21 protein-coding genes are annotated in these 24343 nt (G+C 51.0%); 11 read left to right on the forward strand and 10 right to left on the reverse strand.

The genetic code is table 11. The annotated features are described in order from the left end of the window. Positions 1 to 58: 58 nt before the first annotated feature. The 4 genes from H8S75_RS16705 (at position 59) to H8S75_RS16720 (ending at position 5068) form a co-directional block, all read left to right on the forward strand. The gene (locus H8S75_RS16705; RefSeq protein WP_187022609.1) at positions 59 to 1231 is read left to right on the forward strand and encodes a glycoside hydrolase family 88 protein; all 1173 of its coding nucleotides are present in this window, start codon (positions 59 to 61) and stop codon (positions 1229 to 1231) included. A 9-nt stretch (positions 1232 to 1240) separates the two neighbouring features. After that, complete coding sequence (locus H8S75_RS16710; protein WP_187022610.1) at positions 1241 to 2695, forward strand: sulfatase family protein; 1455 nt, start codon at positions 1241 to 1243, stop codon at positions 2693 to 2695. Next, entirely contained in the window at positions 2692 to 4182 is a 1491-nt protein-coding gene (locus H8S75_RS16715; protein ID WP_187022611.1) for a PHP domain-containing protein, read from the forward strand. Before H8S75_RS16710 ends, H8S75_RS16715 begins: the two co-directional genes overlap by 4 nt. A 70-nt stretch (positions 4183 to 4252) precedes the next feature. Beyond that, complete coding sequence (locus tag H8S75_RS16720) at positions 4253 to 5068, forward strand: P-loop NTPase family protein (RefSeq protein WP_187022612.1); 816 nt, start codon at positions 4253 to 4255, stop codon at positions 5066 to 5068. A gap of 310 nt (positions 5069 to 5378) precedes the next feature. Here the strand turns inward: H8S75_RS16720 and H8S75_RS16725 are convergent, their stop codons facing one another. The 5 genes from H8S75_RS16725 to H8S75_RS16745 all read right to left on the reverse strand — a co-directional run bounded on the left by H8S75_RS16725 (position 5379) and on the right by H8S75_RS16745 (position 11782). Continuing rightward, positions 5379 to 6026 carry a metallophosphoesterase family protein gene (locus H8S75_RS16725; protein ID WP_187022613.1) on the reverse strand — a complete coding sequence of 216 codons (648 nt, stop codon included), beginning with the start codon at positions 6024 to 6026 and terminating at the stop codon, positions 5379 to 5381. A 130-nt stretch (positions 6027 to 6156) separates the two neighbouring features. Continuing rightward, the gene (locus H8S75_RS16730) at positions 6157 to 6828 is read right to left on the reverse strand and encodes a hypothetical protein (protein WP_187022614.1); all 672 of its coding nucleotides are present in this window, start codon (positions 6826 to 6828) and stop codon (positions 6157 to 6159) included. A 20-nt stretch (positions 6829 to 6848) separates the two neighbouring features. Next, positions 6849 to 8984 (reverse strand): hydantoinase/oxoprolinase family protein, encoded by a 2136-nt coding sequence (locus tag H8S75_RS16735; RefSeq protein WP_187022615.1) that lies wholly within the window; start codon positions 8982 to 8984, stop codon positions 6849 to 6851. Positions 8985 to 9078: 94 nt separating this feature from the next. Continuing rightward, positions 9079 to 10350: a citrate transporter gene (locus H8S75_RS16740; RefSeq protein WP_187022616.1), complete on the reverse strand. Its 1272-nt coding sequence runs from the start codon at positions 10348 to 10350 to the stop codon at positions 9079 to 9081. 61 nt (positions 10351 to 10411) lie between these two features. Further along, positions 10412 to 11782 carry an FAD-dependent oxidoreductase gene (locus H8S75_RS16745; protein ID WP_187022617.1) on the reverse strand — a complete coding sequence of 457 codons (1371 nt, stop codon included), beginning with the start codon at positions 11780 to 11782 and terminating at the stop codon, positions 10412 to 10414. 347 nt (positions 11783 to 12129) lie between these two features. Between H8S75_RS16745 and H8S75_RS16750 the strand changes: the two genes are divergently transcribed. Further along, entirely contained in the window at positions 12130 to 12984 is an 855-nt protein-coding gene (locus H8S75_RS16750) for a MurR/RpiR family transcriptional regulator (protein WP_187022618.1), read from the forward strand. An 86-nt stretch (positions 12985 to 13070) separates the two neighbouring features. Here the strand turns inward: H8S75_RS16750 and H8S75_RS16755 are convergent, their stop codons facing one another. Genes H8S75_RS16755 through H8S75_RS16765 form a run of 3 tightly spaced genes read right to left on the reverse strand, consistent with a single transcriptional unit; the run spans position 13071 to position 15461 of the window. Then, the gene (locus H8S75_RS16755; RefSeq protein ID WP_187022619.1) at positions 13071 to 13481 is read right to left on the reverse strand and encodes a C-GCAxxG-C-C family protein; all 411 of its coding nucleotides are present in this window, start codon (positions 13479 to 13481) and stop codon (positions 13071 to 13073) included. A 53-nt stretch (positions 13482 to 13534) separates the two neighbouring features. Next, complete coding sequence (locus tag H8S75_RS16760; protein ID WP_187022620.1) at positions 13535 to 14884, reverse strand: MATE family efflux transporter; 1350 nt, start codon at positions 14882 to 14884, stop codon at positions 13535 to 13537. A 46-nt stretch (positions 14885 to 14930) separates the two neighbouring features. Further along, positions 14931 to 15461, reverse strand: a complete 531-nt coding sequence (locus tag H8S75_RS16765) for a class I SAM-dependent methyltransferase (RefSeq protein WP_187022721.1) — start codon at positions 15459 to 15461, stop codon at positions 14931 to 14933. 399 nt (positions 15462 to 15860) lie between these two features. Between H8S75_RS16765 and H8S75_RS33605 the strand changes: the two genes are divergently transcribed. After that, positions 15861 to 16073 (forward strand): hypothetical protein, encoded by a 213-nt coding sequence (locus H8S75_RS33605; RefSeq protein ID WP_432764190.1) that lies wholly within the window; start codon positions 15861 to 15863, stop codon positions 16071 to 16073. Continuing rightward, on the forward strand, positions 16043 to 17170 hold the full coding sequence (locus tag H8S75_RS16770; RefSeq protein WP_432764191.1) for an MFS transporter: 1128 nt from the start codon (positions 16043 to 16045) through the stop codon (positions 17168 to 17170). Before H8S75_RS33605 ends, H8S75_RS16770 begins: the two co-directional genes overlap by 31 nt. 24 nt (positions 17171 to 17194) lie before the next feature. Here the strand turns inward: H8S75_RS16770 and H8S75_RS16775 are convergent, their stop codons facing one another. Further along, on the reverse strand, positions 17195 to 17977 hold the full coding sequence (locus tag H8S75_RS16775; protein ID WP_187022621.1) for a response regulator transcription factor: 783 nt from the start codon (positions 17975 to 17977) through the stop codon (positions 17195 to 17197). Continuing rightward, positions 17961 to 19799: a sensor histidine kinase gene (locus tag H8S75_RS16780; protein WP_187022622.1), complete on the reverse strand. Its 1839-nt coding sequence runs from the start codon at positions 19797 to 19799 to the stop codon at positions 17961 to 17963. Before H8S75_RS16780 ends, H8S75_RS16775 begins: the two co-directional genes overlap by 17 nt. A gap of 135 nt (positions 19800 to 19934) precedes the next feature. Here H8S75_RS16780 and H8S75_RS16785 point away from each other — a divergent pair, with 135 nt between their 5' ends. Genes H8S75_RS16785 through H8S75_RS16800 form a run of 4 tightly spaced genes read left to right on the forward strand, consistent with a single transcriptional unit; the run spans position 19935 to position 24342 of the window. Next, positions 19935 to 21275 carry an ABC transporter substrate-binding protein gene (locus H8S75_RS16785; RefSeq protein WP_243270297.1) on the forward strand — a complete coding sequence of 447 codons (1341 nt, stop codon included), beginning with the start codon at positions 19935 to 19937 and terminating at the stop codon, positions 21273 to 21275. Positions 21276 to 21287: 12 nt separating this feature from the next. Continuing rightward, the gene (locus tag H8S75_RS16790) at positions 21288 to 22166 is read left to right on the forward strand and encodes a carbohydrate ABC transporter permease (RefSeq protein WP_187022624.1); all 879 of its coding nucleotides are present in this window, start codon (positions 21288 to 21290) and stop codon (positions 22164 to 22166) included. Then, a complete protein-coding gene (locus H8S75_RS16795; protein ID WP_187022625.1) occupies positions 22163 to 22981 on the forward strand; it encodes a carbohydrate ABC transporter permease in 819 nt (272 codons plus the stop codon). Before H8S75_RS16790 ends, H8S75_RS16795 begins: the two co-directional genes overlap by 4 nt. A 35-nt stretch (positions 22982 to 23016) precedes the next feature. Continuing rightward, positions 23017 to 24342 (forward strand): sulfatase family protein, encoded by a 1326-nt coding sequence (locus tag H8S75_RS16800; RefSeq protein WP_187022626.1) that lies wholly within the window; start codon positions 23017 to 23019, stop codon positions 24340 to 24342. The last annotated feature ends 1 nt before the right edge of the window (position 24343 follow it).

Genomic DNA, 24343 nt, shown 5'->3' on the forward strand with positions numbered 1-24343 from the left:
AGGCGGCTGCAGGAAATAAAAAATATCACCTGCAGCCGCCCCGGAATATGAGGAAATTATGACATTTGAAGAATTAATGAAAAAACCGGAGCTTTCTCCGGATGAGACGAAAAAAGCGCTGGAGCTGGCTTCCAGACAGACCGAAAGCTGCTTAAGCGAATTTACCAGCCAGTTTAAATCCGTTTATTCTGAAAACGGCTTCTATACTCCCGTCCCCAACGAACAATGGACCAACGGCTTCTGGACGGGCGAACTGTGGCTGGCCTATGAAAATACCGGAGATGAACGATACAGGGAAGCCGCTTTGAAGCAGGCAGAAAGTTTCCTGGAACGGATCGAGACCGGCAATCACACCGACACCCATGATCTTGGCTTTCTCTACTCCTTATCCTGCGTCTCCGGCTATAAGCTCACCGGAAATGAAACAGCGAAAAAAGCGGCTCTCCTTGCAGCTGACCGCCTGAAATCCCGATTTCATGAAAAAGGACAGTTTCTTCAGGCCTGGGGGGCTATGGACAATTTAAAAAACTACCGCCTGATCATTGACTGTCTCCTAAATCTTCCGCTTCTCTATTGGGCCACGGAGGAGACCAGACAGCCAGAGTATGCCAAAAAGGCCAGAGCTCACTTAGACACCGCCTTAAGCGTAATTATCCGTCCTGATTATTCCACCTATCATACGTATTATTTTGATCCGGAAACCGGGAAACCGCTGCGCGGAGTAACGCATCAGGGATATTCTGCGGATTCTGTCTGGGCCAGAGGCCAGGCCTGGGGCGTCTATGGGCTGGCGCTCAGCTACCGCTATACGAGAAGCCCTGAATATCTGGAAGACTTTAAGCATGTGACAGAATATTTCCTCACTCATCTTCCGGAAAACCTGGTGCCATACTGGGATTTCATCTTTGAAGACGGCAGCGGCGAGCCCTGGGATTCCTCGGCTTCCGCTATCGCCGTCTGCGGAATCCTGGAGATGTGCCGGTTCCTGCCGGAAGCGGAGGCGGCTCCTTATCTGGCTGCCGCCAAAAGGCTTATGAAGGCACTGACAGACTTATGCGCCGTCACCTCCCCCGAGAGTTCAAACGGACAGCTGCTTCATGGCGTCTACGGGAAAAAAACTCCTTACAACGACTGTATCGATCATGGTATCGATGAATGCAACCTGTGGGGTGACTATTTCTATGTGGAAGCCCTGACCCGGCTTACAAAAGACTGGAACCCTTACTGGTAGGAGGCGGCCATGAATATCATTACAATCTTATCCGACGAACATTCCTATGAAATGATGCACTTTATCAATCATTCCATATTGAGGACACCGAATCTGGACCGCCTGGCAGCGGAAGGTATCGTTTTTGACAATTTTTATTCCTCCTGCCCTGTATGTGCACCGGCCCGCGCCAGCTTCTTCACCGGGGACTATGTACACCAACTGGGAACCTGGGACAATTCAACCCCATATGATGGGACAGTGAAGGGTATCTCTCACCATCTGACGGAAAACGGTCATACCTTTGCCTGTATCGGAAAAACACATTTTCATCATGAAGGCAGTTATGCATTTACGTATGAGGCCCTGGCGGGATACATGTTCAGACCCGATATCGGCTGTTATTTCAGAGATCAAAAGCTGGCAAGAATCGGCGCGGAAAAACGGTTTGACCGCATCGGCATCAAAACAGAGGAGAGCTTTGATGACCGGGTGCTGAAGGCAGGCCTTTCCTGGCTGACAGAGCATCGGGATGAGAAAGATTTTATGCTGTACATAGGATTTTTAGATCCACATTTTCCATTTTATGTGAAGCAGGAACACTGGGATTACTATAACTCCGCAATTACAGAGATACCAGAAGAATTAAAACCTCCCTTTACCTCCTTAAACCCTTCACTGGAATGGATGCGAACCTATTTTAAATGCGGGAGTGTACCGGAAGAGACCGTCCGGAGAGTCTTAGTCGGGTATCACTGCGCCATCGAGGAACTGGATGAACGCCTGGGAATCCTTCTTGATAAAATTGATGCCCTGGGCCTTCGGGATCATACGGCGGTCTGTTATTCCACCGACCATGGCGAACAGATGGGATATCATGGGATGTGGTGGAAATGCTGTATGTTTGAGCAGTCCTCTCATATTCCGCTGATCTTTCGAATCCCCGGAATCGAGGCAAGACGGGTTTCCTCCCCTGCCGGACTGGTGGATCTCTATCCCACCTTCTGCGATCTTCTGGACGTTCCCCAGCCATCTTCCATCTCAGGGCACAGCCTGATGGGACTGGCAGAACACGGTGAAGACTCCGCGCATCCAGACTTCGCGTTCAGTGAATACCATGCTCACGGTATTCCGGATGGCATGTTCATGATTCGATGGGACAAATACAAATATGTATTTTATTGTTCTGACGGTCCCCAGCTCTTTGATCTGGAGGCCGACCCCGGGGAAAATGAAAACTTACTGGAGACCCGGGCGAACGACGGCGTGGTTCAGGAAGCTGCGGGCAACTGCCATCGCCGCCTGCTCTCCATTTGTGATCCTTATGCAGTGAACGAACGGGCTAAGGAATTTCAAAAACGCATAAAGGCAGCCATGGGAATTACGGCATACACACAGGATATGGGACAGTGGGTTCCTCACCCGGAGGCGCTTCCAAATCCAGACCACAACCACTCTTTTTATTCAGAAAGGACAAACTTATGAACACTTATTGGGGCGATATTCACAATCACTGCGGCATCACATACGGCTACGGAGCACTTGACAACGCACTGACTGCAGCAAAAAATCAGTTGGACTTCTGCGCGGTTACTGGACATGCCATGTGGCCGGATATGCATGAAAGAACTGAGGAAACGGCATTTGTGGTTGATTTCCACAACAGAGGGTTTAAAAAGCTGAAGGATCACTGGCCGGAGGTCAGGAGCGCTGTGGCCGATGGTAATTCCGAAGAGCTGGTCACATTTCAGGCTTATGAAATGCACTCTTCGCATTACGGAGATCATCATCTGGTAAGCCCGGATGATACACTCCCTCTGATATACCGCAGTTCTCCCCAGGAATTAAAGGATGACTGCCGCTGCCGATCTGTTACGGTCGCCCACCACATCGGTTATACACCGGGATACCGTGGAATCAACTGGGATGAATTTGATGAAAGCGTGACTCCGCTGGTAGAGGTCTGCTCCAAGCATGGCTGCGCCATGAATGAAACGGCCGCTTATCCCTATTATCACAATATGGGACCGCGGGACAGCAGAAATACCGTTTACGAGGGACTCCGAAGGGGTTACCATTTTGGTTTTACAGGCTCTACCGACCATCACGCCGGATACCCCGGTTCCTACGGCGACGGCAAAATGGCTGTATTGACCGATAAGAAGGACCGGGAATCCATCTGGGATGCCATGATAAACCGCCGCACCTACGCAGTCACCGGGGACAGAATTCTCTGTACATTTGATATCAACGGCTTTGTTATGGGCTCAATCGTGAAACCCACCTCCGCCCCCAGAGAGATTCATTACTCTGTGAAAGCCTGCTATCCTATTGATAAAATTGTAATTTATAAAAATTTAGAGCCGATCCATATCACAGAGGGACTTTTCTTAAAACCGGATAAGGCAGATACCCGCTTTAAAGTCAGAGTGGAGACCGGATGGGGAAATAACAAGGATGAGCCGTACCGTTTTACCTGCACCGCCCATGTGGATGACGGAAAGATATTAGACATCGAGCCATGCTTCAGAGGGCGCAGCGTACTGGCCCCCTCAGCAGAAGAAGATGACTCACAGGATGAGATCAACAAGCTGGACAACCGGATTCTCTCCTGCCAGGACAATGTGGCCGCATGGCAGTGCGAAACCTTTAAGAACCTCTCCACACTCCATCCACAGACCTCTGCTGTGATCCTGGAAATTGAGGGCACACCCGAAACCACAATCCGCTTTGATATCAACGGCCGCACAAATTCCCGCACAATAGGGGAATTGATGACCGCCGGATTTTCAGGTCATATGAAGCCTTACCACAGCCAGGCATATAAGGTGCATACCGCGGTCAGCGCATCTCAGTATACGGTGGAGAAAACCTTTACGGATGTCAATGGCGCAGCAGGTGATTTTTACCACATGGAGGTTTCGCAGCTCAATGGGCACTGGGCCTATGTAACTCCGGTCTGGTTCCAGTAAAATAAATACTTTCCCTCCCTTTTTTGCTGTTTTAATGGTATGATACAATCATACAGGAGGGAACCATACTATGACTAAACCATACAACATTTTTATCGAGGGAATTCCAGGCAGCGGCAAATCGACTCTGTTAGACACCCTGTCCCGGCACTTTACAGACTACCGCGTATATCGTGAGGGCGACATCTCCCCTGTCGAGCTGGCCTGGTGCGCTTATATGAGCGAAGATGCATACCGGCAGTCCCTCCTCGATCTGGCGGATATGCGCGGCGAGGTAGAACGGAACACCATAAAAGAAGGGGTTCAATACATCGTTCCCTATACGAAAATAAAAACCGGCAATTACCACTTTTACGAATACATGGAGAAATTTGAGGTCTACGGCGGGAGAAAGGATCCATCCGAATTCCGGGAAATCATCCTGCGGAGATTCCTGGATTTCCACTCAAACGGCAATGTATTTGAATGTTCGTTTTTCCAGAATATCATCGAGGAACTCATGCTGTATGCAATGTTCAGCGATCAGCAGATTGTAGATTTTTACGTAGAGCTGGCGGCACTGCTGGATTTATCCGCGTTTAAGCTGATTCGTCTCGTTTCGCCGGACATCAGGCAGTGCATCCAGACCATCAAAGAAGAGCGGGTCAACCCGGAAGGCGAAGAAGTCTGGTATCTCATGATGATCGATTATTTAAACCGTTCCCCCTATGGAGCAGCGCATCAGATTCAGGACTTTGAAGGCATGGTCAGCCATTTTAAACGCAGAATCGCGCTGGAAAGCGAAGTAATGAAGCTTCTGCCGGCAGGATGCTGCTTTGATATCGAAAGCAAACACTATGATACGGCGGATTTGCTGCGCATTTTCAACGATTCGCCGGACGATTAGGGAAAAGAAAAGGGCGGAAACGAGAAAAACGCAGGGTTCCCCGCGGACTGCCCTGCGCATCTACTCTCCCGCAGATTATTATTTTAGAACAAACAACCGGAAAAGTGAAATAGATAGATTCCTGGAACGGCCCCGACTGTCCCCTTCCGAAATGTCTCACAGTTACATTATATATTTACCAGCTTCGAAGCGGCTCCGTTTGTAACCATATTCTCAATTTACAGGAATCCTTCCTATAATACAATGGGGTGTGTAGAATTTTGTCGAATCTTTGCGAATTTTGTCGAATGTGTTTTCACTCCTTTGCCACTCACTCAGTACGAAAAGAAATGTGATCCGTTCTCCCGCTGCGGCGTTTTTTATCCACATCAATCCACTCATCCAGGGTGAGCGGTATATAATCCGAAAACATGCAGAAGCAGTTGATCATCTGACACGGAACGGAAAGCGGCGGGCCGCCGTGGCAGTCCGGCCGTTTGGCGCGCCTGGTCTCATCCTGATACCGGTTCACCAGCGCTTCGTCAAAGGTATCATGCACGTGGCCGTACAGCATATAGGTCCTGGGCCGCCCAACCTCGTCCTTCCGGTACTGGCCGTTGTAACAGATCATGGGGTAATGGCTTAAGATCACCTTTCTCTTATTATCCCGGAGTTCCGCATAAGGCTTCACCCACTCCAGGCGGCTTCTGTCAAACTGTCTGTCCGTCAGATACGAATCGTGATTCCCTTCAATCAGGCAGATCCGGCCTCTCAGCTGACGCAGAATCCCGTTGGTTTCCTCACCGGTACCGAGGGACATATCTCCCAGCACGACCACCTCATCCTTGTCCCGTATCCTGCTGTTCCACTGACGAATCATATGGGCGTTCATCTCAGCAGCATTTAAAAATCCCCGGTGATCCATCTGGTAATTTAAGTTTTCATGATAAAAATGCAGATCGGATATATAATACCGCATAACTACGCCCTCCTTCCTGTTCCTGCTTATTTAAGTAAATTATACCCGATTTGCTGCCATTTCACAACCCGCACCAAAGTGTGTTTGAAAATTCACTCCAGAAAAAAAGGAGATGGCCCGGCTGCGTTTCTCAACGCCTCCGGACCATCTCCTCAAACTGCCGCGCTTTCTCCAGGAAGTCTTCCCGGCGCAGTTTTCCCCCGGCTATCAGCCAGGTATAGTCATAGTAATTAGGCAGAATCTCCAGTCCCATCATTTCCCTGGCAAACGCGTGGGCCGCGATCTCGCTGCACCGCAGGATTCCAGCCTCCCGCCTGCGCCCGAAGAGCTTTACAAGCTGCACCGGTTCCAAATAGTCGGAGACAAATCCGTGGCTGTAATACGGCTGAGTTCTGTCATCCTTTATCTCACCGCTGTGATACTCCAGATAATGGAAGTATTCATGGGCCAGATGGACGGCCAGCGCCTCCTCTTCTCCGATCACATAATCGCAGCTGTGCTTCGCCAGCTCTGCGATGGACTGCTTATACATCAGGACCTTTGCGCTTCCGTCTTTCCCATATTCACTCTGGGCCCGGAAGGAGACGCCGTAGTTTTCCCCGCTGGCCTCCTGATAAATGATCTCGATTCCCGCTTCCTCATACAGCGCGAAGATGCCGCCCGCGCCCTTTACTTTTTCGGCGGCTTCCCGCCCGAGGCGCAGAGGTTCTTCCACGTAATAGCGGTACTTATCTTCTGGTATCCTTCCAAACAGCAGGTCGTTGCTGAGTTCAAACATGCCCAGGACTTCATCCGATATCATTTCCGAGCCCCCCTTCTTTACTATTTATATGCGACTGCAATCAGCTCTTCGCCATCCTCCAGCCCTTCGATCTCCACATCCAGGATGGAATTTAACTGTTCCGCGCTCTGCATTCCCGTCAAATCCAGCATCTTCTCCCGATAGAAGATGAATACCTTTGGGATGGTGGCGTTGGCGTCGGAAAAGGTGGTATTGGCATCCAGAAACTCCGTGAACACGTCGCCCTTTCTGGCCTTCGCAAATTTTAAGTAAGCCGCTTTTTCCTTCTTAAGCCTTACGACGCCTTCCCGGTCGATGACACAAAGGCGGCGGCTCTTCTGGCTGAATACGCCGAGGAATTTCTTCTTTAATACAGACTCATAGACGTTCCAGCGGCCCGATGAGGCCACACAGTTGGTGTCTTCCGGCGGCGTTCCCAGCGCTTCCGCCGAGATCTCCCTAAGCTGCTCCGGCTTTAGATCCGCGGCCGTCAGGTCCTTCTGCCGCAGCTCCGTGGCGCCTGTCGCTATGGCCCGCAGAATATTCTTCTGCGCGTCCACCTCGATGGTCACATCCACGGTTGCCTCGTTGGCGCCGGATTTCACGATCTTCTCGATGATATCGCGGCGCATTTTCTTGATATCATCATCTGTGGGATTGGCAATGGTTCTCTCCATCTGTTCCCGGACCATGGCCAGCGCCACGCCGATAGTGGAGATATATGGTGCGTTCTTCGCTATTTTCCACTTTACATTCATGCGTTCTGCCAGAGAATGGACGATTACCGCGCCGGAGCCGCCGCCGCCCACCAGGGTTACAAACCGGGTATCCAGCTCATACTCATCGATCAGCTCTTCCACGACCGCCGCCAGCTTATCCATGGCAAGATCCATGGTCTGTCTGGCCGCCTCTTCTCCGGTGCATCCCAGATACGTTCCCAGCGCATCCCAGGCGGCTTTCGTCGTCTGTGCACTGCCGCTCGCGTAGTCGCCCTCCGGAATGTAGCCCAGCAGGTTGGCAGCTCCTGCCAGCGTCAGGGAATATTCCCTCCCGGCCGGGTTCTTCACCAGCACATATTCCTTCGGGTCGTCCTTTCTGGGGCTGACAAACAGCACCTCCGATCCGTCCAGTTCGCCGTCCTTCTGAAAACATTCGTACTCTTTCCCGGCGATATGAGCCGAACGCGGGCCGATATCCGCTATTTTTCCGCCGTTTACGCGCACCATGGAGCCGCCCGCCACGCCCAGTGTCCGGACGTCAAGCGACTGCAGATACGTCTTATGGCCGCCCACCTGGGCGTATTTGATCATGACTTTTCCGTTCTTAATTACAGAGATATCCACGCTGGTTCCGCCTGCCTCGAAAAAGATTCCGTCTGAAATCTTTTCATACATCAGCGCCCCCGCCACGCCGGCCGCCAGACCGGAAAGCATGGTGAGAATCGGACGTTTCCGCACCTCATTGATGCTCATGACACCGCCGTCGCAGCGCATAATCATCAGTCCGGACTGAATCTTCGTATCCACTACGGCCCGCTCCGTCATGTTGGCGGTCTCCATCATCTTCGGAATCAGGGATGCGTTGACCACAGCCGTCCTGGTCCTCATCTTCAGACCGTAGAGCTGGGATATCTCATGGCCGCCGGTGCAGTAAAGGCCCTGATTTTCGGCATTTTTCTGTATCCGCAGTTCATTTTCAGGATTATCCACGCTGTAGGCCTCAGAAGCGACTATGACCTCCGCGCCCGCGCCGCGCACCTCGTCGATGGCGGTCTGAATGGTTGAATCGTTCACTGATTTAGAGTCGATAAACGTATGGCTCGTCTTTAAGAATTTACCCGGAGCCAGTTCGATGTCACCTACATTTGTCTCATTCCTGGCACCTCTTGAGTCCATGCCGGTTCCCATGCCGATGATGCCAACATTTGCTACGTCTCCCTCCAGCAGCGCGTTGGTAGCCTGGGTCGTGCCATGAGCGATAAAAACCACATCCTCCGGTGCGATTCCAAGCTCCTCCATCAGCTGGCTGATGAGCGCCACTACGCCTGCCGCCACGCCTTCCTCATGGGTGGTCGGAATCTTCTTCTTCGCAATCACTTCATACGTACTGCTGTCGATGACGACCGCGTCCGTGAAGGTTCCTCCCACATCAATTCCTATCCTTACTTTCTTACTCATAATTGTCAAACTCTCCTCTTCCTCAAAAGCACGCCCTGGTACAGCGCTGCAGATGTGCAGGCGTATGCCGGAACACGCCTGCACGGTGCGGGCATTATAATACGATAAAGCTTGCAACGATCAGGCCCGCAAGTGTGGAAACTGCGATCCAAAGAATCGTCTTCTTTAAATAATCATTGACATCCGTCTTCGTAAAATCAGAGATCCATACGTTGTGTGAGTTGGTCGGATCACAGACTGCCTGAACGTTGGAGTCCAGTCTCAGTGCAACCATGGCTGCAACCGGGTTCATGCCGCAGGAAGCCAGCAGAGCCACGATACCGGAGCCGAGTCCCCATACGTTTAACGGTCCGCGGTAGATAGCTAACGGGGACAGAAGGCCGAATACCAGTACAAACATAATCGCGCTTGACGGGATAATTGCTTTGATTACCGGCTCTAAGACAGCGGCGACCTCAGGAGCCATAACTGCTTTTAAAACCATACCGATACCAATCATCAGGCCGCAGGCGCCTGCCGTCTCCTGGATTCCTTCTACGAAGGAGCTGGATACGACGTGAACGGCATTTTTCGGTGTTGCAAGAATCAGAGTTGCCACGATGCCGATTAAAATAGCGGCTACTAAGGGAAGCTTAAATGCGAATACGAGAACAACAGGGATCAGCGGGGAAATCAGTGCGATCGAACGGACATTTTTATCACCGCCTATATCGGAAGCCGGCATTGCCCATGCCTTTCTCTTCTTGCCGCCGGATTTCACCATCACGTATACCATGATGACGGCTACTACGATCAGCGGAGCCGCGCAGAGGAAGGAATACTGTGTAACGGTCTCCAGCGGAAGTCCCAAAGTATCAATGTAAACGCCCAGCGTTCCAACGGAAAATGTAACGCCGATGCCGTTGCCCAGCAGCAGGATCGTTCCTGCAACCAGCGGGCTTAAGCCAGCGCTGATCATGATCGGAACAATGATGGTTCCAACCAGGATGAACATACCCAGACCGTTGGAAGCCGCGAAAATAACAGAAGTTACGATTAAAAATGCATATGCGATCGGAAGCGGTTTATCTCCCGCCATCTCGGCTGCCTTCCGGATAATGGTATTGGTAATGCCCACGCGGCTCAGTACCTTTCCGAAGAAACCGCCGAAGAACAGTCCGGCAATCGCCGTACTCATACGCATGGCGCCTGCTTCCAGAACGTCCTTTGCAATGCTGAACTCCCCGCCCATAAACGGAATTCCTGCAATCAGTGCTATGCCTACGGCCATGATCGGCAGAGCCAGAATAGTCGGCAGCTTTCTTGTCATCATCAAGACTACCATTAAAACGAATAACCCCAGTATTCCAATAACCTGAATTGTCATCTGAAAAATCCTCCTCATTCATTACTTTTTCAACATGTTATTTTACTTTCCATTACTTTTCTTACAGATCCAGATATGCGCCCTGTTCCCTCAATCGTTTTTGCAGCTCATTTCTGCTGACTTTGGAGACGTCTCCATCCCCTTTGGCAGCCAGGGCCGCCGCCACTCCTGCCGCGTGTCCCAATGCTCCGGCTGTCGGCGTCGTCCGAATAGCCGCCTGCGCCTCAAAGGAAGCGGAAATGCACCGCCCTGCTGCCAGTAAGTTCTTAATCTCCTCGCAGTACAGCGTCTCATAAGGAATGCTGTAGTACGTTCCCTTTTCCGAGAGGAAGCGGCTGTCCGTCCCCACGCCCTTGGGATTGTGAATGTCGATGGGATACGCGGAATGGGCGATGACGCTGTCAAAGGTTCTCCTCTCCAGAATATCTTCCGCTGTCAGAGTATATTTACCGGAAAGCTGTCTGGATCCCCTCACCCCCACCCGGGGGCCAGTAAATTCCAGAACCGCATTCTGAAAGCCCGGAACGTGTCTGCGAAGGAACCGGTCCAGCTGTCTGCACTGGCGTCTTCCCGTCACCTCCGCGTCGCTTAAGCTGGCCGCATTCACGGCGTCGTGATCGATAATTCTTGTGGTGTTCACGATGTACTCACCCGGACGGTCTGTCTCGAAACAGAGAACATCCTCCCGCCGGATCTCCAGTTCCCCTCTCTCCCGGGCCTCCCGGAATTCATCCTGGAACCCGCAGAATGAAAAACGGCTTACGGTGTCCATAAGCTCCTCATTCCCCTGATGGCGGGAGAAATCGGCGATATGCGTTCTGATATGCTGCTTGATCGCTTCCGTGTCCACATTCAAATACTTCATGTTCATGGTCATGGGCTGGGCAGCGCCGTCGGATTCTCTTCCCTTTGTCATGGGCGCCCCCGCAAACGCGGCCACATCGCCGTCGCCGGTTCCGTCTATGTATACCCTGGCCGATACGCTGTGGATTCCGTCCTTATTGCACACGGTGAGGGACTCGATCTTCCCCTCCCCGCATACCGCGGCTCCGATAAACGTATGGAACAGAACCGTGCAGCCTGCCTCCGCCGTCATCTCATCGAGCACCACCTTGAGGCCTTCCGAGTTGAATGGTGTCAGGTAGCTGATGTACTGCATCGTGTCGTAAATATGGCCTGGGGAATATCCGTCGGTTTTCAGCCGCTCTACGATCTCCTCCATAATGCCGCGGATCACCTGCTTCTCGCCTGCGTGAAACGTCATCATGGGTCCGACGCCGCATCCGGTCAGCGCCCCGCCCAGATACGCGCCCTCTTCAAGAATCAGGACATCCGCTCCCAGACGGCCGGCCGCGATGGCAGCCACAGTGCCGGAGACCCCTCCGCCTGCAACAATCACATCGTACTGTTTGTCATAGCCAAACTCCTTCATACTTTCTCCTTTCCTGTAATCATAACAGCAGTTCTGAAAGTGATTTCCATTACAAATCACTTTTTTCATTTACCTCCGGTGTATTTTGTGCATTTATGTCATTTTATAATTGATTCCGCCATTATTTTTATGATTTTATACTATCATCATTTTCATTAGCTGTCAATATATTTGATTTATATTTTCATTCTCAATCATTATTTGCAAATATTTTGCAAATATGGTATACTATGAGCACTTAGCGAGGTCCTTTCGAGCTTAGTGCGAGTCATACCTGACCACTTAACGAGGTCCCTCACGAGTTTAGTGGGAACGGTATACTGTAATAACGAAAAAAGGAGGATTTTATGGTATCGACCGTTATTTCTAAAATCATCTCCATGCAGCCCAACTTCACTGTGAGCGAGAACGTGATCAGCCAGTACGTTATAGGTCACGCCGAACAGATTCTTACCACGACAATCACCGCTCTGGCGGATGAAACCGGCACTTCAGAGGCCAGCATCAACCGTTTCTGCAAAAAGCTGGGATATAAAGGATTCAATGGATTAAAGATCGCATTGGCCCAGGAAAGCTTCTACAATAACATGGTTCAGGAGACGCCCTCCTCCGGCGGGAACTTTATCGCCTCCGTCACCTCCGACTATCGGAGCATGTTAAATAACACGGCGGCCCTCCTGGACGAAAGCACGGTATTTAAAGCCGCGGATATGATCAAAAATGCAAAAAATATAAACTTATACGCCCTGGCCAACACCACATTCGCCGCCAGGGAATTTCGTTACAAGCTGGAGCTTGCAGGTATTCGTGCCAAAGAGTACACCGATCCCTTAAGCATCAGTCTCCAGGTCACCAATACTTCGCCCGGTGACTTATCCATCTTCATTGCGCGCAGCATTATGATGAAGGATATCTATCAGGCGGCCAGCGCATCCATTGACCGCGGCGGGAAGAACCTGACCATCACGAGTGTAGATTCCCCGAAGCTGAGCGATATCGCGGATTACAAATTCATCGTATCGGACAAGCTGATCGCAAATAACACCACGGCGCTTTCCGATAATCTGATGTATCTCTATGTAACGGATATCATCTACAGCGCCCTCCTAAAGAGTGACAAGGCGCTGAGACAGAAGAAGCTGAGCAGCGACGCGCTGATCAACAACAGCCAGACGATGGATTCTTATGTGTTTGAATACTAGGGCCTCGTCATATATCGAAAAAGGTTTCCGGAGCCTGTCACTCCGGAAACCTTTTTTCTATTTCACTTACTATCCCATTTTTCTCTCTAAAGCGCCTTCATAAACTCATATGTAAATTCCACCGCCCGGCAGGTCAGCTCTTCGCATCTGTGAGGCGGATCATCTGGTGAAAATCCGCCCGGACGCAGATTGAAGCATGTCAGGGATCCGAATGCGTCGGTAAATGCTTCCGCAAACCGGTAACAGGCGGAAACAATCCGCTCCTCCTCCCAGCCAAGCCCATTTAAATAAACTCCGGCAAACATGAGACTGCCTTCCACCAGGCCGCACTGCGCCCGATAACCGCCTGCACCGTGAAGGCCGACGGCGGCGCTCAGCGTCTGGGACTCATACGTCACTCCGAACAGCTCGCCCAGGCAGATCAGCATGGTCCTGGCACAGTTGACATCGCAGTCCCAGTATAATTCATGGACCTTTTTCTCAATAAACGCATTCATAACGCAATCTCCTCCGTCTGCTTTGTACCATCTCTCATTTTCCATTTCTCTCCTTACGCCGCCCGATAAAATGTCTTCCATTTCCCGCTCCGGTACCGTCCCACAAAACAGATCACACGAACGCCCCAGTCCAGGATCATGGCGCACCACACGCCGACGGCTCCCATCCCGAGGCCGACGGCCAGCAAATAACCGGCTCCCAGCCTCACGATCACCATGGACAGGATGGAGATGCACATGGGGAATTTGACATCGTTTGCCGCCCGCAGAACATTCGTCAGGGTAAATGACGCCGGCCACAGAATGATGGCACATCCATCATGGATCAGCACCAGCGCTGCCGCCAGCTTAAGGGTTTCCTCCGAAAGGCCGTACAGCTTCATGGTGAGCGGCATGGTGAGAATCACGCCCAGGCAACAGAGTCCGCTGATGAGATACGTGAGCTTCATCATTTTCTTAGTGTAATATTCCGCCTGCTCAAAATCGCCAGCACCCACACAACGGCCGATCACTGTGATCATGGCCAGATTCATAGCCTGTCCCGGAAGCACTCCCATTCCATCCAGGTTGTTGGCGACCGCGTTGGCGGCGATCTGTGTCGTGCCAAACAGAGCGATGATGCTGACGACCAGTACGCGTCCCAGCTGGAAGATGCTGTTCTCGATTCCGCCCGGAATCCCGATATGAAGGATCTTTCCAATCATTCCGCTGTTCCAGCGAAGCCGTCCGAAGCTGACATGAATCTCCAGCCCCGTATTATGCAGTCGGATAACCAGAATGACACACGCCGTCATACGGCTGATCAGTGAAGCCAGCGCCGCACCTGCCACGCCCCAGTGGAATCCGAATATAAACAGAATATCTCCCGCCACATTGATAATATTCATGACGATGGACGCCTGCATGGAAATCCTGGAATTTCCCATAGAGCGAAACAGCGCCGCGCAGGAATTATAAATCGCCAGAAACGGATAGGAAAGCGCCGACAGTATCAGATAGATCAGCGCGTTGTTCATCACGTCATCCGCAATCCCTCCATACAAAAGCCTCAAAAGACCGTGCCGGAACAAAATCGCCCCCACCATGATCACAATGGAGATAAGCCCCGTGATCATCATCAGTTGATCCGCCGCCTCACACGCCCGTTTCCGGTTTTTCTGTCCCAGAAACTGTGAAGACACCACCGCGCCGCCGGTGGAAACTGCTGCGAACACATTGATCAGCAGGTTGTTGATCATATCCACCAGGGATACGCCCGATGTGGCCGCCTCGCCTGCGCTGGACACCATCATCGTGTCCACCATGCCCACGGTTACCGCCAGAATCTGCTCCACAATGAGCGGTGCTATCAGGCGTTTCAAATCGCTGTTTGTAAATAAGTACTGTTTCTCCCGGCCTGTCATACTCTCTTCCCCTGTCTTCCTGATGTAATCTTCTTTCTCTTATCTCTTATCTTTTATGCAGAACCGCCATGGCCGCGTAATGCAGCACCTCAAACTTCGGCGGCACAATCCGGTTCAGCAGTTCTCTGTGTTCCTGATCGAAGCGTTCTGTCTCCTCAGGGGTAAGGGAGGCGCCGATTCCCCGGCAGGCCCTGATTCTCCCATTCCAGCTCTCTCTCGTAAAGGGAACGGACACATCGAACATCGTCTGCTCACCGATGGTGAAATACTCCTCATAATTTTCGGGAATTTCGATCGGATGCCGTCTTTCCCTGCAACCGGTCCATTTCGGATTGTATTTTAGGACCAGTTCTTCGTGATTAAAGTAGAAAAAGCACTGACAGGCGGTCACCACATCGAAAGCGCCGTCCGGAAATCCGGCTTTCTCAGCCGGAATACACTGGAACTGTATATTCATGCCTCTCTCTTCCGCCAGTTTCTTCGCCTGCCCGATCTGATTCTCCGAGATGTCGATACCGGTAAAATCCGCTCCGTACCGATACAGGTTCCGCGGAAGAACTCCCGTGCCCGGCCCCAGTCAAACACTTTTCCATGATCGATTTCCGTATTCCTCATCTCATTTCCTCCATTTCTGATGGGCGTGCCTCTGCTGCCGGGCCTGCCTCTGTTCCTGGTCCTTCCTCTTCCACTACGTCTATTTATCAGGCTACTCCATACATGATTTTCAGTCAAGAAGCATTTTAACGAATCTTCCTTGCTTCCTGCTTCGTAATATGGTAAATTAGCAGCACATGGCCTCCATAGCCATGGATAATCCTGTTACGAAAGGAGGCGCGGGCTATGAAACTCTGTATTGATACTGCTCCATGCAAAGTCTGAATTACGGACGTACTTTCATGGAGATGAACAATCGGTTCGTCCGGACAGACTTTGCATTTTAACGTAGAACCTAAAATACGCTGAAAGGAGCAAAGTCATGAATAAAAAATTACATACTCTCTTCGAAGGGCTTCACACCTTCCTGATCCTGTGGGTGACCCAGTCATTTTCTGCACTGGGCAGTTCCATGACCAGTTACGCGCTCGTCGTCTGGTCCTACCAGCAGAAGGGTTCTGCGCTGACCACTGCGCTGCTCTCCATCTGTTCCTATGCCCCTATGTGCTTCTCTCCATCTTCGCGGGGGCCTTAAGCGACCGATGGAACAAGAAACACACCATGCTGGTCTGCGACAGCTTCGCGGCGGCGACCACACTGCTGATACTCATCCTGCTGAAGACGGAGAATCTGGCGCTGTGGCACCTGTACATACTGAACGCGTTAAACGGACTGATGAACACGCTTCAGCAGCCCGCATCCGATGTGGCGGTCAGCCTTCTGACTCCGCGGGAACAGTACCAGCGCGTATCCGGTCTAAGAGCCTTTTCCAATTCACTGGTTACGGTTCTCACACCGGTACTGGCCACCATGGTATTTTCCTTTGCAGGAATCGACGCAGTGCTGGTCTTCGACCTGATCACGTTCTCCGCCGCATTCATTACGCTGGCATGGTTTATTACGATCCCACAGGCGGAGGCGGACGGAAACAGGGAAGAATCTGTGCTGGCTTCCGCGAAAGAAGGCCTCAAATACCTGAAAAGGAACCAGGGTATTCTGAATCTTATCCTGTTTCTGGCGGCCATCAACTTAACCGCGTCCATGTACAACGCCGCACTGCCCGCCATGATTCTTTCCAGAAACGGAGGAAGCAGGATCGCACTCGGTATGGTAAACGCCTGCACGGGCATGGCCAATCTGGCCGGAAGCCTGCTGGTCTCTTTCTGCCATCCACCCAAAAGCAGGGTCCGGGTTATCTGCAATTCCCTGCTGATCGCCATGTGCACGGAAAACTTCTTTCTGGCCTTCGGCAGACAGCCCTGGGTCTGGTGCGCAGGCGCTATTCTGGCCTGGATCTGCATTCCGTTTATGAATGCGAACATGGATGTGCTGTTCCGTTCACGGATCCCGCTGACCATGCAGGGACGCGTCTACTCCGCCCGCAATACGCTGCAGTTCTTCACCATACCGGTGGGATACTTACTCGGCGGACTGCTGGTGGACCAGGTGTTTGAACCGCTTATGGCATCGCAGCAGCCAGGAAACCTTCTGGCGGTGATGTTCGGAACCGGAAAAGGCTCCGGAGCGGCGGCGCTGTTTTGCCTGCTGGGTATTCTGGGCGTGGCTACCTGTCTCGTCTTTCGAAGAGATCGACATATATGGGAACTGGAAAATGATATTCCACATCCCTGAAAACTCGGGGGCTGACAGAGCGTACTATCTCTGGCAGCCCCCTTCTGCCCGGTACTGGCTCGGCCACATCCCCGTATTTTTCTTAAATACCTTGCTGAAATAGACCGGGTCCGGGTAACCGGACATCTCTCCGATCACTGCCACGTCAAGATCCGGCTGGCGTATCAGCAGCTGTTTCGCATAATTGATGCGAAGGGCAGTCAGATACCGGACCGGAGACTCATCGTGGTATTTCTTAAACAGATGGCTTAAATAATCCGGGGCAAATCCCAGCTTATCTGAGATATCTCCCATGGAAATCTGTTTCTGGAAATTCTCTTTCAGATACTTCTCCACACATCCCGCAATCTCCTCTTTCCCCATGGTTTTTAAGTGCTCCGGCACACTGGCCTGAAACGTATCATTTTCACTGTCCAGCTCAATGAGCAGCTTTGTAAGTGCCTGCTCTAACTGTTCCTGTCTGATGGGCTTCAAAAGAAATCCCTTCACCTGGTATTCGATGGCCTCCTGGGCCAGGGTAAACTCGTTGTATCCGCTGATAATCAGAATTTTGATAGACGGATACGAGGCGTGCAGGACACGCGACAATTCCAAACCGTTCATAAAGGGCATCTTAATATCGGTGATGACCAGATCCACATGGTTGGTTTTTATAAATTCCAGGGCACTGTCCCCATCCTCGAAAGCGCCTTTGACACAAAACGGCAGGGACATGGAATTAATTTTCTTCACCAGATTTTCCAGAATAAGAAGTTCGTCCTCCGCGACCACTACATCATACTGTTTTCTATTAGCTGTTTCTGACATTTGCAATGCTTCCTCCCATCGTGATGCAGGCTCCTCCCTCCGGGTCGTTCTCTACCGTAAGGATGGCAGACGGACCGTACTGGAGCAGAAGCCGCAGATATACATTTTGAAGTCCCATTCCCCCTATTTTCAGGCGGGTGATGTCCTTGGAATCCCGAATGGATTCCAGGGTGTGAGTCAGTTTCCTAAGTTCTTCCCCGGTAAAGCCCACACCGTTGTCCGTGATCCTGATCAGCCACTTTCCCGCGGCTGCGTCCAAATATCCCCGCACAGTTATGTGCCATGGCGGCTTTTTCATGAACGCATATTTCAGAGAATTCTCTATGATGGGCTGAAGACTTAACTTGGGAATCTGGATCTCCCCCATCCGCTCATCTAAGGTAAAATCACAGGTCAGCCGCCCCCTGTACCGGACGTTCATACAGGCTAAATACTTCTGTGTATACAAAAACTCATCGCTGACCGGCACACGGATCTCGCTTCCCGTCGATGTATACCGCAGATAGTCACAGAGATTTTCCGTCAGCGTGATGATCTCCTGGTTCATGTTTTCCTCCGCCATAACACTGATATTGGCCAGATTATTATAGAGAAAATGAGGCTTCATCATGGACTGGGTGGCGATCTCCTTGGCACGGATCTCATTTTCCTGTGATTTCAGCATCTCCATGGTGGAGGCGTTCATCTTGTTGTACATATCCCGGAAGGAAGTGATCAGCGTCTGTATCTCCTCGTAATGGCTCTGAGGCAGGGAGACGGTGTCGATGGTATGGGAAAAGACATCATCCAGCACCAGCGTCTCAAAGGTTTCCGTCAGTTCTCCCACAGGCTGCAGGATTCTCCGGGAAATGGAGAAGCAGACGGCCATGGTGAGGAGAAGCCCGGCAACCAGCACAGCCAGGAACAGAAATGTCGGTGCGGCCAGGGACCTGGTTATGACGCTGTCCGGTTCGAAGACGTATATCTGCCATCCTACAGTTTTCACAGTCTGACGATGCAACGCATTCTTGCTTCCGTTCTCATCTCTGACATGAACCGTCCGGCCTGCGGGAATATCCTGTTTTTCCGCCAGTACTGCGGTTAAATGGGCCATCTCTTCTCCACGCTCGTCCACAGGATAGATGAGTTCCCCGTTCCTGTCCATAATCAGAAGGCTGAGAGACGGGTTTGCCGCGGTAAGGCGGTCGATAAAGCTGAAAAAGGTGTCACATTTCTGCAAGACCTCCACCGCTCCCTCCATTTGATGGACATCGTCAAAATAAAGTCTGGTTAGGGAAATGTAATATGGTTCATAGGGAATCGCCGCTGTCGGTATGAAATGGGAGATTGGCTGTGGAGTGCTCATGATCTTGTATCCGTTTTCCGCCAATACATCGCTGTACCAGCTTTTTTCCTCCAGATTGATCTTCTTGTTGTACGTATAAAAACCGGTACCTACGGAAAAACCATTTTTATGATAGAGATTGATCTGGGCGACCGTCTGCTGCGGGCCGATCATGGCAGATATGGAATTATAGATGGCCTGTACCTGGGTATAGGTTTGCTGAGTCCCCAGCTGATCCACGTGAATTCCCCGGATCCCGGGCAGAATGTCTTTGGAATAGATCGTGTTTAGGGACACCGTGGACATCTTCTCGATCTCCTGTTCCATATTGGAACAGGCAGAATCGCAGACATTCTGGAGATTCAGATATTCGCTGGCTCTTAAATTTTTTGTATAATAAATATAAAATGCGGTCAGCATTGCGGTGAAGGTCACAAAGATTACCAGGAAATAATACCGCGGCAGCGATTTTTGCAGGGACGGTGCTTTACGTTTCATAACTCCTCCTGTGGTGTCAAAAAAGTACAAGGGGCAAAACTATTTTGTGCATGTTGTTTTATTTCTAGTTATTGTACTATAGAACATAGTAAAAAGCTACTAAAAAACTTTTTAAAAATTAGATGGAGGATTGCTATGAAGAAAAAAATTGCACTACTGTTAACGATGGCCCTTGGGGTATCCTGCCTGGCCGGCTGCGGCAGTCATACGGCGGAAAAGAGTACGGACCAGACATCATCGGCGGCCGGCACAGCAGCCGCTTCCGGCAAAAATAAAAACGTGACGCTATCATTTGGAACCCATCAGTCCGGTATCCCATCCTGCGGAGTCCTTCAGGATCTTGCGGGCCAGTTCGAGGAGGAAACCGGTATCAAAATCGACTTCCAGGTATCTCCGGACGCCCAGTGGCGCGACCTTTTAAAAGTAAAACTGGACTCCGGAGAGGCACCGGATATCTTCTGCGTGGATGCCGATCCTCTAAGCCTTTACTCCCGTGTCCGCCCGGACGAGACCTGCGTGGATTTAAGCGGCGAGGAATGGGTGGACCGCATGGCAGATTACGCGAAAGAGTGCGTATCCTATGACGATAAAATCTATGCCATCCGTTTTGCAGAGCCAAAGCTGAATTTCTATAATTATAACAAAAAGATATTCGCCGATCTGGGGCTGGAGATTCCTGCCACCTACGAAGCGTTTAAAACAGTCTGCCAGAAAATTCAGGATTCCGGAACCATCCCGATTTACGAAGCGACGCAGAGCGCATGGCATCAGTGCGTACCGCTCTACGGCAGCGGACCTTACTTTGAAAAGCTGGAACCCGGCTTATACGACGCGTTAAACAAAAACGAAAAAGACATCAAAGACGTGACTATGATGAAAACCATCTTAGACCAGATGAAAGAATTTGCAGACCTGGGATATTACGGTGAAGATTACTTAAGCAATACCGTAGACGCGGCAAAGGACGAGATTGGAACAGGAAAAGCGGCCATGTATCTGGCGGCTCCCGGCTTTGCCTTACAGGTGGAAGAAGCGTATCCGGAGATGAAGGATCAGATTGGTATCTTCCTGATGCCGTTCGGAGACAATGACGTGCTGGCAAACAATGCCTCCAGCGCCGCCTACTTTATCAATAAGAAGAGCGAAAACGTCGAGTATGCCCTGGAATTTTTCCGTTTCCTCGCCAGACCGGAGAATTTACAGTACAGACAGGACAACAATCCAGAGGAAATGGGACTCTGCTGGCCGGAGATCACACCTTCTTACCCGGATGAATTCAACAAATATATCGATTCCCTGGAAAGAGGAACCATCATGCAGGTAGGCGTAAAATATATTGATCCCCAGTTTATGGATACGGGAAAAGATATCGAAGCCATGTATACAGGAGCCATGACATCGGATCAGGTGATGGAAAGCATCTCCAGAAGACGGGCAGAGCAGGCAGAACTGCAGAAAGACCCGGCCTGGGAATAAATCGGAGGGCCTATGAAGACAAATAAACTATATCCAACCTGGTTTACCCTTGGCGCACTCGTCTTCTATCTCGGTCTGTTTTTTCTGCCGGGCATTATGGGAATCGGGTATTCCTTTACGGACTGGAACGCGTACAGCAGCGAAGTAAACTTCGTAGGCTGGAAAAATTACTTAAAGGTTTTTGAGGGAGGTACGAATTACGGGATGTTTATCAAAAATACCTTTGTATTTACTGCGATAAGCTCCATCACCAAGACCACGCTCGGAATTGCCCTGGCCATCCTGCTCACCAGCAGGATGGTAAAGATGAAAAGCATGCACCGGATGCTGGTGTTTCTTCCTCAGGTCATGTCCTTTCTGATCATCGGCCTGGTATTTAAGAACATACTCCATCCCAGCCGCGGCTTTATCAATATCACGTTAAAAGCCATTGGGCTCGATTTTCTGGCCCAGAACTGGCTGGGAGACTTAAATTTTGCATTTAAATCTATTTTTGCCGTTGATGCCTGGAAAGGTACGGGATACGTAATGATGGTGGTCATCGCCGGGCTGAATTCCATATCCTCTACTTATTACGAGGCGGCGGAGCTGGATGGCGCTGGTTTCTGGAGTAAATTCCGGTATGTGACGCTTCCGCTCCTTAAAAATGTAATTATCAGCGTGACCGTATTAAACATCACCTATGGCTTTCGCGTATTTGACTTAATCTACAGCCTGACCAACGGCGGCCCCGGCAATTCTACAGGCGTCATCAACACGGCGGTATACAGCGAATTTTCCAAGGGCAATTACGCCATGGGCACCACGCTTTCCAGCCTTCTCTTTATATTTGTCATGATGATTTCCTATTTCATCTTAAAAGCAGTGGGCAACAAGGAGGTGGAACAATGAAAAAGAGACTCTGTACCGTACTGGCCAATCTGGCGGCATGGACCGCCAGCCTGATTGTCCTGGTACCCATGCTGGTAGTTCTGGTAAATTCCTTCAAATCACAGAAAGAATCCATGGTGATGACGCTGACTCTGCCGGAAAAATTCATGTTTGAGAACTATACCACCGTGATCGAACGTGGAAAACTGCTTTCATCCTTCTTTAACAGCGCCCTGTATGCAGCCTTCAGCGTACTGCTGATTCTGGCTGTTGTCTCCGCGGCCTCCTATGTGCTGTCGCGGAACCGCAGCCGGCTGCATCGGGTTATTTACTATCTCATTGTGCTGGGAATCGCCATGCCGGTAAACAATGTGGCGCTCATGAAGATCATGAAGGCCACCGCGCTTATTAACACCCGGTACGGGCTTATCTTCCTCTATGTGGCCATGAATATTCCGCTGGCGCTGTTTCTTATGTTCGGCTTCGTGGAAACGCTTCCACGAGAGATAGACGAGGCGGCTGTCATCGACGGAGCCGGTCCCATGAGGCTGTTTTCCAGCGTCATCTTTCCGCTGATGAAACCAACCATCGTCACTGTGGGAATCTTGAATTTCATGGCGATCTGGAATGACTTCTCCATGCCGCTGTACTTTATGAACAATTCAGGGAAATGGCCCATGACACTGGCTGTATACAATTTCTTCGGCCAGTTTGAGCAGAGCTGGAACCTGGTGAGTGCAGACATCACTCTGACCGCCCTGCCGGTCCTCATCATCTTTGTGTTTGGCCAGAAGTATATTGTAGGCGGGGTCTCAGCAGGGGCCGTCAAAGGCTGAAAAAAGGATGAAAAAGCACTTGAAAGGAGTATTCTGTGAAAAAAAACATTCTATACTTACATACCCATGACAGCGGCCGCTATTTAGAGCCGTTCGGCACAGCTGTAAAAACGCCGAATCTGATGAAGCTTGCGCAGGAAGGAACGCTGTTCCGTCAGGCCTACTGCGCCGCTCCCACCTGTTCTCCCAGCCGGGTTGGACTGCTCTCAGGACAGTCTCCTCACAGCACCAATATGCTGGGGCTGGCACAGAGAGGATTTCAGATGGATTGCTACGATACGCATCTGTCAAATTTCCTCCGAAATCAGGGCTACCATACCTGCCTGTTCGGTGTTCAGCATGAGGCGTCAAATCCTTCCATGCTGGGATATGACTACTGGTTTGACGAGGACTGCCATCACTCGGAGTTTATCCGCAGAGACACCGCCGCCAGCACTCGCGCGGCTGACTATCTGCTGAATTATCAGGAAGACAAACCGTTTTTTATGTCCGTGGGATTTATCAATACTCACCGGCGGTATCCGGAGGCGCCCGCTGATTTTGTGAATCCGGATTACGTGAAGCCTCCGATGACCATACCGGACACAAAAGAGAATCGGAAGGACATGGCCGACTTTATGTATTCCGCAAAAATTGCCGATGATTCGGTCGGTGTTGTGCTGGATGCACTGAAGCGCTCCGGTCGTGAAGAGGATACCATTATCATCTTCACGACTGACCATGGAATCGCATTTCCATTTATGAAATGCAACTGTTACGATACCGGGATCGGCGTGACGCTGATCATGAAATTCGCAGGAAACCAGGCGGCGGGAAAGATCAGCGATTCTCTGATCTCCCAGATCGATGTTTATCCCACGATCTGTGATATGCTTGAGATAAGAAAACCGGACTACCTACAGGGGCGTTCCTTTGCCGGGCTGTTTACGGATCCGGAGCAGGAGATCAACAGCGAGATATTTGCGGAAGTCACCTATCACGCGGCCTATGAGCCCATGCGCTGTATCCGCACCAGCCGCTATAAGCTGATCCGGTATTTTGACTACCACAACGGATACGTTCCGGCCAATATAGACGCCTCGCCCAGCAAGGATGACATGATAGATGCCGGACTGCTGCGTCAGACCCATGAACGTGAGATGCTGTTCGACCTGGCCCTGGATCCGCTGGAGCGGAAGAACCTGGTGAACAGCAATGACTGCAAAGACGTATATGATGATCTGCGGCTGCGCCTGGAAAACTGGATGGAACGGACCGGTGATCCGCTTCTCCGTGTCGGATACCGGGTGCCGAAGCCGGAAGGCGCATGGGTGAACCGGCTCTCCGACCTGGATCCGGGATGTACCTTAAGGGAGGAATAGA

The organism is Hungatella hominis (genome assembly GCF_014288005.1).
Taxonomy (GTDB): Bacteria; Bacillota; Clostridia; order Lachnospirales; family Lachnospiraceae; genus Hungatella; species Hungatella effluvii.